Here is a 15,340-nt window from a genome sequence, read left to right on the forward strand (position 1 = left end):
GTGGCCAAGGGGCAGTTGGCGGCGGCGTCGCAGTTCCGGCCGCCCCGTGCTCCTGACGGATCGTCCGGCAAGCAGCGCGAAGGCTTTGTCGCGGCGACCTCGAAGCGGGTGGCGTCGAAGTCCGGGGCCAAGTTCGATTACTACCAGAATTCTGACGGCTCGTTCACCCGCAGAGTGTTCCAGGGCGACGTCAATTACCGTGACTCGAAGGGTGATTGGCAGCCCGTCGATCTTCGGCTGGGGAAGTCCGGTGACGGGCGCTGGCAGCAGAAGGCGAACTCGTTCGGGGTTTCCTTCGCCGCTGCCGCCGGTGGCAGTGCGGTTGCGCCCACGTCGTCCGCCTCGCCGTCCCCGTCCGCCTCCCCTTCTGCGTCCGCGCCATCGGGCGCGAAGTCCACCTCGTCGGCGGCTCCTGTGCGTGATGCCTCGTACGGGGTGTCGGCTGCGGGTGGGGCGCTGGCGTGGCGTGTCAGTGGTGCGGTGCAGGCGGACTCGGTCGTTGCGGGCGGATCGTCGTCGGGGCCGCTGGCGACGATGGCCATTTCGCCGTCGGAGTCGGTGTCGTGGTCGCTTGCGGGCGCGAGCGATGTGGCGGCCGCGGTGTCGGGTTCCTCGGCGGAGTACGACGCGATTCTCCCGGACACGAATCTCGTCCTGCAGCCGACAGCCGGAGGGGTGAAGGAGACTCTGGTGCTGGCCTCGGCGGCGGCCCCCACGTCGTGGGTCTTTCCGCTGCAGCTCTCCGGGTTGTCCCTAACCACGGCGGCGGACGGGACGATCGAGCTGACGGACGGCTCGGGGGCGGTGGTGGCGACGCTGCCCAAGGCGTATGCGTACGACTCGTATGTGGATCCGGTCTCCGGTGAGCGCCATGAGAACTGGTCGGTCGGCTACTCGGTTGAGACGGTGGACGGCTCTCCGGCGATCAGGATGTCGCTGGACCCGTCGTGGCTGGCGGGCTCGCAGATCCAGTTCCCGGTCACGGTGGACCCCACAGTGGCCCTGTCGACCTCCGGGCAGAACGACACGACGTACGCCGAGTACCCGTACTCGGAGGACTTCTCGTCCAGTTCGGTATTGAAGATCGGCACCTACGACGCAGGCGCGCACTCTCACCCCTGAACTGCAGGTCCAGGCGGTGGACCCGGACAAGTGGCCCAACGCGTCTCTGACGTACGACTTCGCGGTCTACAGTTCTTCCGGTACTAAGCTGGTCGACTCCGGCTTCCACGCCGCGGCCGACTGGGCGGTGCCGTCCGGCAAGCTGGCCTGGAGCGGAAGTTACTACTGGACGGTGTCGGCCTACGACGGCTGGTCGACCAAGACCAGTGCGGCCCAGGCGTTTACGACGACGGTCTCGCAGCCTCTGATTGCCTCGCGGCTGGCGCAGAACTCCGGCCACGGCTACGACGAGGAAGTCGGCAACTTCACCACCAGCACGACCGACGCGTCCGTGGCCACGGCCGGGCCTGTGCTGTCGGTGGTACGCGACTACAACTCACTGGACGTGCGGACCTTCGGCGCGTTCGGGGCGGGCTGGTCCTCACTGGCCGACATGCGCGCGGTCATGGACGACGACGGGTCGAAGAACGTCGTCATCACCGACCAAGGCGGCAAGCAGCAGCGCTGGGGGTACTCGGCGTCGGGCTACACCCCACCGATGGGCACCTCGTCCACACTGGTCGCCGTCTCCGGCGGCGGCTACACCCTGACCGACACCTCGGGTACCACCTACACTTTCGGCACTGCGGGGGGTACGAATACCTGGCTGCTGTCGAAGACCACCACGCACGCGGGTTTGTCGGAGAGCCTGACCTACAACTCCTCGCACGAGCTGACGCAGGTGGAGAACAACGTCTCCCAGCGGTCCCTGCACTTCGCCTGGACGACGCCCTCGGGCGCCAAGCACGCGCATGTGTCCACGGTGACGACGGACGACGCGACCCAGGACGATCCGAGCACGGCGGTGGTGTGGTCGTACCGCTATACCGGTGACCAGCTCACCTCGGTGTGCCCGCCGTCCGAGGACTCCTCGACCACGCCTTCGTCCTCGTGCTACGGCTACACCTACGAGGCCGGCTCGAACTACCCCGAAGCCGCGTTGGACGCGGACCCGCACTCCTACTGGCGGCTGGACGAGCCTGCCGGGAGCGGCACGGCGGCGTCCTCGGTCCTGGCCAACGAGCAGACCGATGCCGCCACGTACACGCATGTGACCACGGGCGCGGCCGGTGACCCGCTGGCGGGGTCGACGGCGACCTCCGCGGGCTTCAACGGGACTTCGTCCTACGTGCGGCTTCCGCAGTCGCTGGTCACCGGCCAGACGTATCTCTCGGTCGCCCTGTGGTTCAAGACCTCGACCGACGGTGGCCAACTGTTTACTGAGCAGAACGCGGCCATGGGATCGTCGACGGCTCCGAGCCAGGCCACCGCGTCGCTGTACGTGGGAACCGACGGCAAACTGCACGGTGGCTTCTACACCGGATCCATTCAGGGCGTCACCTCCAGCAGCAAGGTGGACAACAACGCCTGGCACTTCGCGGTGCTCTCGGCGGCGGGCGACACCCAGACCCTCTACCTGGACGGCGTCGCACAGGGCTCGGTCAGCGGAACCATCGAGAACCTGTCCCAGACCTACGACTACATAGGGGCGGGCTACTCCTCCGCGGACTGGCCCCAGCAGCCCGCCAAGGGATACAACTACTTTACCGGATCAATCACCGATGCCGCCCTGTACAACCATGAACTGACAGCCACACAGGTCAGTGGGCTGAACGCCGCCGGCACCAGTGCGGCCGCCCTGCTGACCCAGGCCGTCCTGCCGTCCGGTGACGTCCAGGACCAGGTGTCCTACGACACCGCAGCCGAGCGGCTGACCTCGGTCACGGACCAGGACGGCGGGACCTACACCCTGGGCAGCCCGAGTGTCGCCGGCTCGAATTCGGTGTTCCGCTCGGCGGTCCTCGGCGCCGACCCGATCGGGTACTGGCGCCTGGGCGACGAGAGCGGTTCGCAGTACGCGGCGGACGAGGTCAACGGCGACGACGGCACCTACAACGACGCCTCCCTCGGCGTCGACGGGCCCTTCACCGCCTCCGATGCCACCGCGCCCACGGCCGCCACCTTCAACGGCACCGACTCCTACGTCGACCTGCCCCAGGACCTGAGCGCGGCGACCTCGGGGGCCTCCGCGCAGGTGTGGTTCAAGACCACGACCGGCGGCGGGGTACTGCTGGGGATGATGTCCGACACCCTGTCCGCCGGCACCTCGGCCACCTCCCGGGTCCCGGTGCTGTGGGTCGGCACCGACGACAAGCTCTACGGCAAATTCTGGGGCAGCGGTGCGACTCAGATGAGCACCTCCGGAACGGTCACCGACGGCAAGTGGCACCACGCCGCGCTCACCGCCACCCCCACCAAGCAGGTGCTCTACCTGGACGGCAAGCAGGCCGACACCAGCAGCCCGACCAGCCTGGCGATCACCGCCATGCCCTACCTGTACCTCGGCGCGGTCACCACCGGCACCGGCTGGGACGGCCTGCCCGCGAACACCACGGCCTACTTCACCGGGACCATGGCCGAACCGGCCCTGTACACGCACTCCCTGAGCGCGAGCCAGGTCTCGGCCCTGTGGGCGGGATACAAGGCCTCGTCCGGAACCATCGCCACCGAGACCGTCACCATCACCGACCCCGGCTCCCACGCACTGTCCAGCACCTTCGACCTCTCCCACGGCGGCCGTGTCCTGTCCAGTACGGACGGCACCGACGGAACCACCTCGTACGGGTACGACACGCAGGGCTTCCTCTACACGGTCACTGACCCCAGCGGTGACGTGACGACGACCGGGCACGACGCACGGGGCAACACCGTTTCGCGGACTACCTGCCAGGACAAGTCCGCTTCCAAGTGCTCCACCTCGTACTACACGTACTACCTGGACACGGGATCGGTGACGGACCCGCGCAACGACCAGATGCTCACGTCGTCCGACGGCCGCTCTTCCAGCGCTACGGACGCGACCTACCGCACGAGCTACACCTACGACACCAACGGCAACAAACTCACCGAGACCACCCCACCCGTGACTGGCCACACCAGCGGCCTGACTACCACCAACACCTACACCACCAGCAGCACCGGTGCATGGATTCCGGGCACCACCGCTCCCGCAGGGCTGGTTGACTCCACCACCACACCCGGCGGGGCACAGACCAACTACGAGTACTACGACGACGGTGATCTGGCCGTGGTGGTCGACCCACGCGGAATGGACACTACGTTCACCTACGACGGACTCGGCCGGGTACTGACGAAGACCCTGGGAGCGACCGCCTACCTGCCGGTGACCTCGTACACCTACGACCCACTCGGCCGGGTGCTCACCGAAACCGACCCGGCGGTCACCGACAACGTGAACAACGGGACCGTCCACACCAAGCAGACGACCTATACCTACGACCCGGACGGCAACACGCTGACCACCACCGTCTCCGACCTCACCGGCGGCGACGCCCCGCGGACCACCGTGGATTCCTACAACACCCTGGGGCAGTTGCAGAGCACCAAGGACCCGTTGCTGAACGAGACCCTGTTCAGCTACGACACGTACGGGAACGTGAGCGGCGAAACCAAGCCACGCGGTCAGCAGTACGCCTACACCTACGACGCGGACGGCCACCTGCTGACCACCACGCTGGAGAACTACACGGGCTCGTCCGCTACCGAGTCCACCAGCGCACCGCAACTGCTGGACAACCGAACGTACTATCCGAACGGCCGCCTGTACTCGGTCACCAATGCCATCGGTGTGACTACAACCCACACCTACTACGACAACGGCCTTACCCAGCAGGTCACTGACACCGGGTCCGGCGGCACGGTGTACGTCGACGAGCAGGACACCTACGACAGCGCCGGCAATCTGACCGCACAGGTCACCAGGAATGGTGCGCTCACCAGCCAGAAAACCTACGACGCCGACGACCGCCCCCTCATCTCGACCGTCGATCCGGGCGGTGCCGACCAGGCGACCAGCTACACCTACGACGCCGACTCGCACGTGCTCACATCCAAGGAGACGGACGCGGCGGGAGACACCCCGCAGGCGTGGACCTACACCTACTACGGTGACGGTGACAGGAAGTCGGCCGCGCAGTACGTCGACGCCACCACCTCGCTCACCACTTCATGGACCTATGACGCGCGCGGCCTGGCGCTCACCATGACGGATCCCAAGCAGCTCACCATCAACTACACCTACGACGAGGTGGGCGACCTCTTCAGCACCGTCCTACCCCAGGTCACCACCACCTCGCCTGTGGACGGCAGCAAGAGTACGGCTTCTCCGACGACACTGACCGGCTACGACACCTTCGGCGAGCCCACCGAGTCCGAGGACGCCAACGGCAACATCACCGTCACGGCCTACGACAGGGACGGCCGCAAGAGCGCGACCACCCTGCCCGCCTACACTCCGCACGGCTCGACCGGCACGCTGCTGGCCACCACAGCCTGGAACTGGGACGCTGACGGAAACCTCATCCAGCAGGTCGATCCCTCAGGGAACGAGACCGACTACGCCTACGACCAACTCGGTGACCGCGTCTCGCAGACCAACCCCCCCATCAGCATCAGCGGAACGATGACCCGCGGCACCTGGACCTACAGCTACGACCTCGCAGGGAACCAGCTGACCTCGGACTCGCCCTACGGTTCGCTGACGCACCAGTCCACCGACGACCTCGGACGGCCGCAGAGCACCTGGTCCTACGTGTACCTCTCCTCCAGCAGCACCAGCAAGGTGCAATCGACCATCGGCTACGACGCGGCCGGAAACACCACCTCAACCACATCGGTCACCGGTGTGAAGGCCAGCTACACCTACAACGCCCTCGGACAGCAGACAACGTCCTCCGACAGCACCGGAGACACCACGCAGTTCAGCCACGACCTGCTCGGAGACACGACCAGGACGGTTCTGCCGGACGGCAGCATCCAACTCGCCGGCTACGACGCCGCCGGCCGACAGACATCTACCACCGACCAGGACAAGAACGGCACCACCCTGCGCTCCACCAGCGCCAGCTACGACGCCGACGGCAACCTGCTCTCGACCACCAACGCGCTCCAGGCCAAGGAGTCCTTCGGCTACGACGCACTCGGCGAACTAATCAGCCAGAACGAGCCGACCTCCCCCGCCCACTCGATCACTACCAGCTACGGCTACGACGCGGGGGGCGACCAGACCGCGTACACCGACGGCAACGGACAGACCACGTACTCCACCTACACCCCGTGGGGCCTTCCCGAGTCCAAGCAGCTGCCGGTGACGAGCGCCCTGCCGGATCCGGCGGACTCCACCACCTACTACGCCTACGACGCTGAGGGGCGAACCGCTGACGAGTACCTTCCAGGGGGCGTCACCCTCTCGGACTCCTACGACGCACTGGGCGACCTGACCGCTCAGAGCGGGACCGGGGCCGACGCACCGACCGCGACACGGGGCTTCGATTACTCTCTCAACCAGCATCTCGTCTCCAGTTCGGTCGGTTCCGTCCAGGAGAACTACAACACGAACGCCCTGGGACAACTCCTGGCTGCCACCGGTCAAGCCGGTTCGAGTTCCTTCACCTACAACCCCGACGGCTCTCCGCTGACGCGGGCCGACGCATCAGGAACCAGTACCTACAGCTACGACACCGACGGTCGCCTCGCCACCACCGACGACGCCGCGACCGGGGCCCAGCTCTCCTACAGCTACAACAGCCTCTCGCAGCCCACGGACGTCACCTACGGCAGCGGCAACGACTCACGCGCGTTCGGCTACGACAGCCTGCACCGCCTGAACAGCGACACCCTGGAAAGCCCGACCGGGAACACCGTCGCCTCCATCGGCTACCAGTACAACGCAGGCGACGAACTCACGTCCAAGACGACCACCGGATTCACGAGCCCCGGAACCAGCGCCTACGGATACGACCAAGCCGGACGCCTCACCTCATGGAGCAACACTCCGGCGGGCGGCAGCGCCACGACGACCGACTACACCTACGACGACAACGGCAACCGCCTCAGCGCAGGCAGCGTCCACAACCTCTACGACACCCACAACCAACTCCTTTCCGACGGAACCGCGAACTACAGCTACAGCGCTCGCGGTACCCTCACAGGGAAGACAGTCACCGGCACCAACTCCACGATGGCCTACACCTTCGATGCCTTCGGGCAGCAGGCATCGGCCGGCGCCACCAGTTACTCCTATGACGCATTGGGACGTGCCACCAGCGTCGGCGGAGCCGCCATCACCTACTCGGGCGAGGGCAACGACATCGCCTCCGACGGCACCACCACCTACAGCCGGGATTCCTCCGGCTCGCTCGTCGGCGAGAACACCGCAGGCCAGGGTGCGACCCTGGCCTGGACTGACGCCCACACCGACCTTGTCGGCCAGTTCACCGCAACCGGTGCGGCACTTGCTGGATCCGCTGCCTACGACCCCTGGGGCACCGTTGCGTCCGGGGCCACACTCTCCGGTGATGTCGGCTACCAGAGCGGCTACACCGACACCGCCACCGGCCAGGTCGATATGGGTGCCCGTTGGTACACCCCGGGCAACGGCGCCTTCGATTCGGCCGACACCGTGAACAACCCCGCCGTCGGCGCCAGCGCCAACGCGAACCCGTTCAGCTACGGCAACGACAATCCGCTGTTGAACACCGACCCCAGCGGACATAATGCCGCGGCCGCGTGGTCCGTCCTCGACTGGATGGGCGGCGCGGAGGCGGCGAACGGACTCGACGACTGGAACCCGGTCGGCTGGGTCACCGCCGGGACAATCCTGGTCGGCGGCTCCGCCTGGGCCGGGTACAAGTACTTCCAGAACTCGTCCTCGCACTCGTCATCCGCTTCCTCGGCGTCCTCCACCAGCACGCACACGACCTATACCTTCTCCAACTCCATGTTCCTCACCTCAGGCTCCTCCACACACTGGGGATGCGGCCCCTTCATCGGCGGTGACCCGTGCGCCGGATTCGGCGGTGGTGGCGGTGGTGGCGGTGGTGGCGGCGGGACCGGAGCGGGCAACGCGGCAGCGGCAGCGGCTGCGGCAGCGGCCGCAGCCGCCGCCGCAGCCCGGGCCCGAGCCGCCGCCATCCTGGCCAACGCCAGGCGGATCACCGCCGGCATCGGCAAGTCCACCCTCACCGTCCACTCCACCGCCGTTTCCAACCCGCCCGGCGCGAACATCAACATCAACATCAACACCAGCCTCAGGAATGGTGTACTGGCCTTTGGTTCGGCGCTGACGACCGCTGCCGTCTGCGTAGTCGTGGGATGCAACCTGCCCAAGAAGTCACTGAACCAGAACTGCTCAGGCGGCTCGGACGACGGCTGGCAGATACCGCTCCCAACGGACAGCGCCGACCGTGCTACCGGCATGCAGGCATGCGTCACCAAGAACAGCATTCGCCCTTCGGGGACTTCTCCTGTCAGCAGTACGGCGCGCGCCAACCTCTCCGGTTACAGCGAAGCGCAGGATTATGCTGATCAGGTCATGGGTCTCGACGCTGACAAGACGATCAACGCCTGCCACCTCATCGCCGACTCGCTGGGCGGATCCGGAACGGACCAGCGCAATCTCGCCACTTGCTTCCGCGGGAGCAACACCTTTGACCGTTCACCGGGGACCCTCGGATACAGCAATATGGCAGCTATGGAGCGTGACGTGAGGAAGGCAGCACTTGCTGGGCAGAGTGTTCTCTATACAGTGATCCCGCTCTATCGATCGGACTCCAGCAAGGTGCCCTACCGCTTCGAAATGACAGCCAGGGGGACGTGGCCGAATGGGACGACCGGAATCAATAGGACACTGGGAGTGGATAACAGTTACGGTGCCAACGGTGTCAACCTGGGCGACGTCATCAAGTAAGGAGGAGCCATGGAGATCCGTGCTGGTGGTGCATCTTCGGACGATTCGATGCAGAGACTGACGGTGCTCGTGCCGCCACCCACTGCTGGAGGGAACTCAGTGGACTGGGCGGCGGCATCCAGTACATACGAACATGCGTTTCCAGATGACTACCGCCAGTTCATGGCCTCCTACGGCCAGGGGTCGTTCGACAACTTCCTGACTGTCTACCCGCCGATGCAGGAGGTGTATCCCAATGACCGGAGCGCAACCGTTCTCGGACTCACGGCAGACGCCAGGTCCACCGGCGAGGAGGAAGACTTCGCAGTTCCGGAGCAACTGATCGGCTGGGGTCTCACACAGGATTCCGACCTGCTGTGCTGGCGGTCAGTCGACCAGGACCCCAACCGTTGGACCACGGTCATCTGGCGGCGGCAGTGGGCACCACCCGATTCTTGGATGGAATTTGACTGCGGCATGGTCGAACTCCTGGTCCGCTACGTCGACAGGCAGATCGAATATTTCTCGGTCCCGGGACTTCCGTACCGCGGCTCACGGTTCCTGCACACGAGGGACGCCCAGCGCTTCCGCCGGATGAGAATCGACCCTTGGGGTCCCGAGCCAGTGGCCGGATGAGGAATTGATGAGGGCAGCCAAAGTGTCCGTTGTGGAACGTACCCGACGGTCGAACCCGAACCGGGGGAGGCTTTCGGCGCTGGCGTCGGCTGTGTCCGGGGTGGGTGTGGTGCTGGTGGCGGTGCGGGAGGCGGATCCGGAGACGCGGCTCGCTCTGATCCTGGTTGGCTTCGTGGCGTCGTTCGCGGTGGGTCCGGTGGCGTCGTTGCTGGCCGCGGTGTTCAGTGTGCTGGGCGGGGGCCGGCTTGCCTGGTTGGGCCTTGGGGTCGGTCCGTGGTGCGGGGTGTTCCTGGTCGGTCGGACGCTGCTGGAGTTGCGGTTGGTGCCGGTCTGGGTAGGGTTCCGGGTTTCCGCGGGTCGGGTCGGGCCTCGGGCGCCGGGGGCGGCGATCCGGGTGTCAGCGCTGCTACTCGGGTTGCTGCTGTCGGGGCAGTTGCTGTGGTTGCTTCCGGTCCGGTTCCAGTTGGTGGCTGTGGTCGGCTGGTCGCTGAGCGGGCTGTCGTGGCTACTGAGCCCGGGCCAGGAGAGCCGCCGCAGTGTGCTGCGGCAACTTCGTGATCTCACGTTCCCTTCAGCGTCCACGCGGGCCGAGGTGCCGCTGCGTCATCTCGTCGGGCTGCTGTTCATGCTCATGGACGGCGACGTCGCTCAGGCCAGGGCCGAGTTGGAGCTGTTGCGCGGAGACGGCAGTGCTGCGCTGCTGGTTGTGGGGGAGCAGGCTGTTCTGGGGGCCGAGTGCGACCTGCCCGGGCTCTTGGCCGCGGTGGAGGCAACACAGGACCAGGAGTGGCCTGATGCTCCACTTCCGGTTGCGCGGATCGTGCGGGTAAACACGGCCGCGGCGGTGCTGCGGGCGGCGGAGGCCGGTCAGCTGCCGTTGGCCGAGGCGCTGTCGCGGGCGGACCAGGTGATCGGGCAGGCGGGTACGGCGGACGGTGGCGCACACGATCCGGATCTGTGTGCGCTGCGTGCGGTGCTGGCTGGGGAGTTCGCGCAGGGGCGAGGTTTTATCGCGGGTTCGGTTCGCAGTCGGGGGTACCGGCTGTCCTGGGCGGACCAGTTGTGCACGCTGGCTCTGGCGCACGCCGGGCTCGGCGAGTCGGGGGCGGCCGAGGCGGCACTGGCGAAGGCAAGACGGCTCACCCCCGGATACCCGCGTGCCGCGGTCGTAGCGGAGCGGATCCAGCGCCTGCACAGCAGTGACGCACCAGTAGGTTGAGGGCACGGTGGTCTCCCCTGCCTCGAGCCTCGCGAGCGGACAGCTTGACGTATTCACCGTAAGGGGCGGGCTCCTTGAACGAGGGGTGCCCAAACTGGAGACCAACCGATTTCGTCGACAGAAATCTATGCTGCCAGTGCAGCGTCTATTCGATGTCCACTCTCGTATTCGTAGGGCGATAGATATCCAAGCTCGCGTTGAATTCTTGCCCGATTGTGGTAGGTCTCGGCGTATTCAAATATTGCCGATTTAACCTGCTTTATGCTCGTCCAGACGTGCAGGTGAATGAGCTCCTTCTTGAGCGTGGCGTTGAATGACTCGGCTGCGGCGTTGTCGAAGCAGATCCCCGTCTTTCCTGCCGAAGGTAGGATGCCATTGTCAAGGCCGAGGTCCCGGGCGATCTCAGCCACGGGCCGGCCGGAGCTCACCACGAGCTCTAGGGCCTCGGCCTTGTACTCCTGGGCGTACTTCTTCCGCTTTGAAACCATCGTGCACTTCTCACTTGACACTGAGTCGAACTACTTCCAGTGTTCACGCAAGTGGTCGGGGTCCACTTGCGCACGGTCTCCACCAGCAGAACACCGCCGGCCTGCGAGACCACCGCACCGCCGTCGCCCTGGACGCGGACGCGTGGGTACGACCCGATAAGCTTCTTCACCTGGAGAGTGCTTCTTTCCTTGCAGCGGACAGGACCCTAGACAAGTCCCATCGTTGCAGGTCAGAAGCACTCTCCGTTTGATCAAGGCCTGGACGAGCCCGCTCATGAAAGCGCAAGGCTAGAGTTCGGCCGACTACACCAGGCTGTCCCGCCAGGCCTCGTGCAGGCGGCTGAAGCGGCCGGTGCCGGCGATGAGTTCGGCCGGGGTGCCGTCCTCGACGATGCGGCCCTGCTCCATCACCAGGACCCGGTCCGCGATCTCGACGGTGGAGAGGCGGTGCGCGATGATCACCGCGGTCCGTCCGGCCAGGACCGTGCGCATCGCCTCCTGTACCGCCCGCTCGCCGGGGACGTCGAGCGAGGAGGTGGCCTCGTCCAGGATCAGCACCGACGGGTCGGCCAGCAGCGCCCTGGCGAAGGCGACCAGCTGGCGCTGGCCCGCCGAGATCCGGCCGCCGCGCTTGCGCACGTCGGTGTCGTAGCCCTCGGGCAGCTCCCGGATGAAAGGGTCCGCGCCGATCGCCCGAGCCGCCTCCTCGACCTCGGCGCGGCTCGCCCCCGGGCGGCCGACGGCGATGTTGTCGGCGACCGTCCCGGAGAACAGGAAGGACTCCTGAGTGACCATCACCACGCCCTGCCGCAGCTCGGCGGTGGCCAGCTCGCGCAGGTCCACGCCGTCCAGCAGCAGCCGGCCGCCGGTCGGGTCGTAGAACCGGGCCAGCAGCTTGGCCAGGGTGGACTTGCCCGCGCCGGTGGCGCCGACGACGGCGACGCTCTGGCCGGCCGGGACGTCCAGCGAGAAGGGCGGCAGCACCTGCTTGCCGGTGCGGTAGGAGAAGCCCACCTGGTCGAACACGATCCCGCGCCCCGCGGCCGACCCCTCCGGCCGGGCCGGCAGCGGGAGCGGCTCGGCCGGCTCCGGCACCGAGGGCTCGTGCGCCAGCAGCCCGGCGATCTTCTCCAGCGCGGCGGCGGCCGACTGGTAGCCGTTGACGAACATCGCCAGCTGGTCGATCGGGTCGAACAGCCGCCGCAGGTAGAGCACGAAGGCGGCCAGCACGCCCAGTTGCAGCTCCCGGGCGGAGACCAGGTAGGCGCCCCAGAGCACCAGGCCGACGATCCAGACGTTGGCCGTGGCCCGAGCCGAGGCCACGAAGCGGGCCATGGACAGCATGCTGTCCGCGTTGGACTTCGCGTACTCGGCGTTGGCCAGGCCGAAGGCGGCCTCGTTGGCCTCCTCCCGGCGGAACGCCTGGACCGGGCGGATGCCGTTCATGGTCTCGGTGAACCGGACGATGACGGTGGCCACCGCGGTCCGCGAGCGCCGGTAGATGTCCTTGGAACGCAGCCGGTAGGAGCGCTGCAACAGGTACACCGGAACGGCCGAGGCGATCGAGGCCAGGCCCAGCCGCCAGTCCAGGAACAGCAGCAGGCCGCTGATGTAGAGGATCTGCAGGGCCACCGACAGCAGTTCCTGGAGGCCCTCGTTCAGCAGCTCGCGGACCGCGTCCACGTCGCTGGTGGCCCGGGAGATGATCCGGCCCGAGGTGTAGCGCTCGTGGAAGTCCAGGCTGAGCAGCTGGGCGTGACGGAAGATCCGGCGCCGCATCTCCAGCAGGATGTCCTGGTTGATCAGCCCGGAGAGCCGGATGAAGGAGCGCTGCAGCAGCGTGGCGACGGCCGCGCAGCCCAGGTAGGCGGCGGTGATCGCGACCAGCGGCCCGGCGTCGTGGTCGCGCAGCGCCGGGATGGCCCGGTCGATGGCGATCGACACCAGCAGCGGGCCGACCTGGAGCGCGGCCTGCTGAACGGTGATCATCAGCATGGCGACCAGGATCCGCCGCCGGTGCGGCCCCATCAGCGAGCGCAGCAGCGCCCGGGGCGCGCCGGGCGGGACCGGGATGTCCTCGCCCTCTGCGGTGACCTCGGCGGGCTGTGGCTCCGGCAGCCCCTGCGGCGCGGCGGCCTCGTCCCGTTCCCGCTGCTCGCGGTCCTGGACGGTGGTGTCGCTCACGCGTTGCTCCTCTCCATGGCGGAACTCAGTTCGCCGCTCATCAACTGTCGGTACGCGGGGGAGGACTCCAGCAGCTCGTGGTGCGTGCCCACGGCCGCGATCCGGCCGTCGACCAGCATCGCGACCCGGTCCGCCAGCATCACCGTGCTCGGCCGGTGCGCCACCACCAGGGCGGTGGTGTCGGCCAGGACCCGCCGCAGCGCCTTCTCGACCAGCGCCTCGGTGTGCACGTCCAGCGCCGAGAGCGGGTCGTCCAGCACCAGGAACTCGGGTCGGCCGACCACCGCGCGGGCCAGCGCCAGCCGCTGGCGCTGGCCGCCGGACAGGCTCAGCCCTTGCTCGCCGACCTGGGTGTCCGGGCCCTGCGGCAGCGCCCTGACGAACTGCGCCTGCGCGGTGTCCAGCGCCTCCGCGAGCGCCTCCTGATCCGCCTCGGGGGCGCCCATCAGCACGTTCTCCCGGACCGAGGCGGAGAACAGGGTGGGCTCCTCGAACGCCACCGAGACCAGCTCGCGCAGTCGCGGCCGGGCCAGCTCGGTCAGGTCGGTGCCGTCCAGGGTGATCCGGCCCGCGGTGCAGTCGTAGAGCCGGGGCAGCAGCGCGGTCAGCGTGGTCTTGCCGCTGCCGGTGCCGCCGACCAGCGCCATCGTCTCGCCGGAGCGGATGTGCAGGTCGACGCCCTGGAGCAGGTCCGGGGTGTCGGCCGGGGCGTCCGGGTAGCGGAAGCGCACGCCCTCGAAGCGGATGCCGTCGGGCTCGCCCGGCGTCGCCGCCGACGCGGTGGCGGGGCGGTCGTCGGCGTCCGCGAGCGGGGCGTCCAGCACCTCGAAGAACCGGTCGGTCGCGGTCGCCGCCTCGTTGCTGTAGGCCAGCAGCCAGCCCAGCGACTCGACCGGCCAGCGCAGCGCCAGCGCGGTCGACAGGAACGCCACCAGCGTCCCCGCGGTGGTGACGTCGTGGGCGACCTGCACCACGCCGAGCGCCAGCGCGCAGGCCAGCGCCAGTTCGGGCAGGCCGACGATGACCGCCCACAGGTTGGCCAGCAGCCGGGCCTTGTTCAGCTCCGTCCCGCGCAGCTCGCGGGCCTGGCCGCGAAAGCGCTGGGCCATGGTCCGGTGCCGTCCGAAGGCCTTGAGGATGCGGATGCCGAGGACCGACTCCTCGACGATGGTGGCCAGGTCGCCGTTCTGGTCCTGGGCCAGGCGCGCGGCGGCGGAGTAGCGGCGCTCGAAGTAGGAGCACAGCATGATCAGCGGCACCGCGGGGACCACCGCGATCACCGCGAGCTGCCAGTCCAGCAGGAACATGATGCCTATCCCGATCAGGAACACCAGCGAGTTGACGATCAGGAAGACCAGCGGGAAGGCCAGGAACAGCCGGATGGTGAACATGTCCGAGGTCGCCCGGGAGAGGAGCTGGCCGGACGGCCAGCGGTCGTGGAACGCCACCGGGAGCCGCTGCAGCCGCGCGTAGAGGTCGGCCCGCATGGTCCGCTCGACGCCGGACAGCGGCCGGGCCAGCAGCCAGCGGCGGATCCCGAAGAACACCGCCTCGGCCAGGCCCAGCAGCAGCAGTTGGGCCGCGGGCCACCACAGCCCGGAGGAGTCGTGGTGCGCCACCGGGCCGTCCACGATCTGCTTCAGCACCAGCGGGATCAGCAGGCCGGTCAGCGACGCGACCAGGGCGGCGGAGGTCGAGCCCAGCAGGTACCAGCGGATCGGCCGGGCGTAGGGCCAGATCCGCAGCAGGGAGCGGACGGTGCCGCGGGGCCGCTGCGCGGGCGCGGCGGGGTGGGCCGCGGGTGGCTCGGGTGGGGCGGACGGTGCGGGGGCGTCGTGGGCGGGCGCTGCGGGCTGGGCGGACAGGGCAGGCTGGGCGGGCGTTGCGGGCTCAGGCATGGCGGAG

The 15,340-nt window shown here is 67.8% G+C and carries 7 protein-coding genes; 4 read left to right on the forward strand and 3 right to left on the reverse strand.

The window, feature by feature from the left end; genetic code table 11:
- Genes ACEZDE_RS26740 through ACEZDE_RS26755 form a run of 4 tightly spaced genes read left to right on the forward strand, consistent with a single transcriptional unit; the run spans window position 1 to window position 10,763 of the window.
- Complete coding sequence (locus tag ACEZDE_RS26740; RefSeq protein ID WP_380541000.1) at window positions 1-1,122, forward strand: hypothetical protein; 1,122 nt, start codon at window positions 1-3, stop codon at window positions 1,120-1,122.
- A 16-nt stretch (window positions 1,123-1,138) separates the two neighbouring features.
- Window positions 1,139-8,929: a LamG-like jellyroll fold domain-containing protein gene (locus ACEZDE_RS26745; protein WP_380541003.1), complete on the forward strand. Its 7,791-nt coding sequence runs from the start codon at window positions 1,139-1,141 to the stop codon at window positions 8,927-8,929.
- Window positions 8,930-8,938: 9 nt separating this feature from the next.
- Window positions 8,939-9,544: an SMI1/KNR4 family protein gene (locus ACEZDE_RS26750; RefSeq protein ID WP_380541007.1), complete on the forward strand. Its 606-nt coding sequence runs from the start codon at window positions 8,939-8,941 to the stop codon at window positions 9,542-9,544.
- Between the two features lie 31 nt (window positions 9,545-9,575).
- Window positions 9,576-10,763: a hypothetical protein gene (locus tag ACEZDE_RS26755; RefSeq protein WP_380541010.1), complete on the forward strand. Its 1,188-nt coding sequence runs from the start codon at window positions 9,576-9,578 to the stop codon at window positions 10,761-10,763.
- 125 nt (window positions 10,764-10,888) lie between these two features.
- Here the strand turns inward: ACEZDE_RS26755 and ACEZDE_RS26760 are convergent, their stop codons facing one another.
- The 3 genes from ACEZDE_RS26760 to ACEZDE_RS26770 all read right to left on the reverse strand — a co-directional run bounded on the left by ACEZDE_RS26760 (window position 10,889) and on the right by ACEZDE_RS26770 (window position 15,333).
- Window positions 10,889-11,272 (reverse strand): IS3 family transposase, encoded by a 384-nt coding sequence (locus ACEZDE_RS26760; RefSeq protein WP_380541013.1) that lies wholly within the window; start codon window positions 11,270-11,272, stop codon window positions 10,889-10,891.
- A 282-nt stretch (window positions 11,273-11,554) separates the two neighbouring features.
- Complete coding sequence (locus ACEZDE_RS26765) at window positions 11,555-13,435, reverse strand: ABC transporter ATP-binding protein (RefSeq protein WP_380541016.1); 1,881 nt, start codon at window positions 13,433-13,435, stop codon at window positions 11,555-11,557.
- Window positions 13,432-15,333: an ABC transporter ATP-binding protein gene (locus ACEZDE_RS26770; protein WP_380541019.1), complete on the reverse strand. Its 1,902-nt coding sequence runs from the start codon at window positions 15,331-15,333 to the stop codon at window positions 13,432-13,434. The genes ACEZDE_RS26765 and ACEZDE_RS26770 overlap by 4 nt, the downstream gene beginning before the upstream one ends.
- Window positions 15,334-15,340 lie beyond the last annotated feature (7 nt).

Source organism: Streptacidiphilus cavernicola (assembly GCF_042510955.1).
In the GTDB taxonomy this organism is placed as follows: Bacteria; Actinomycetota; Actinomycetes; order Streptomycetales; family Streptomycetaceae; genus Streptacidiphilus; species Streptacidiphilus cavernicola.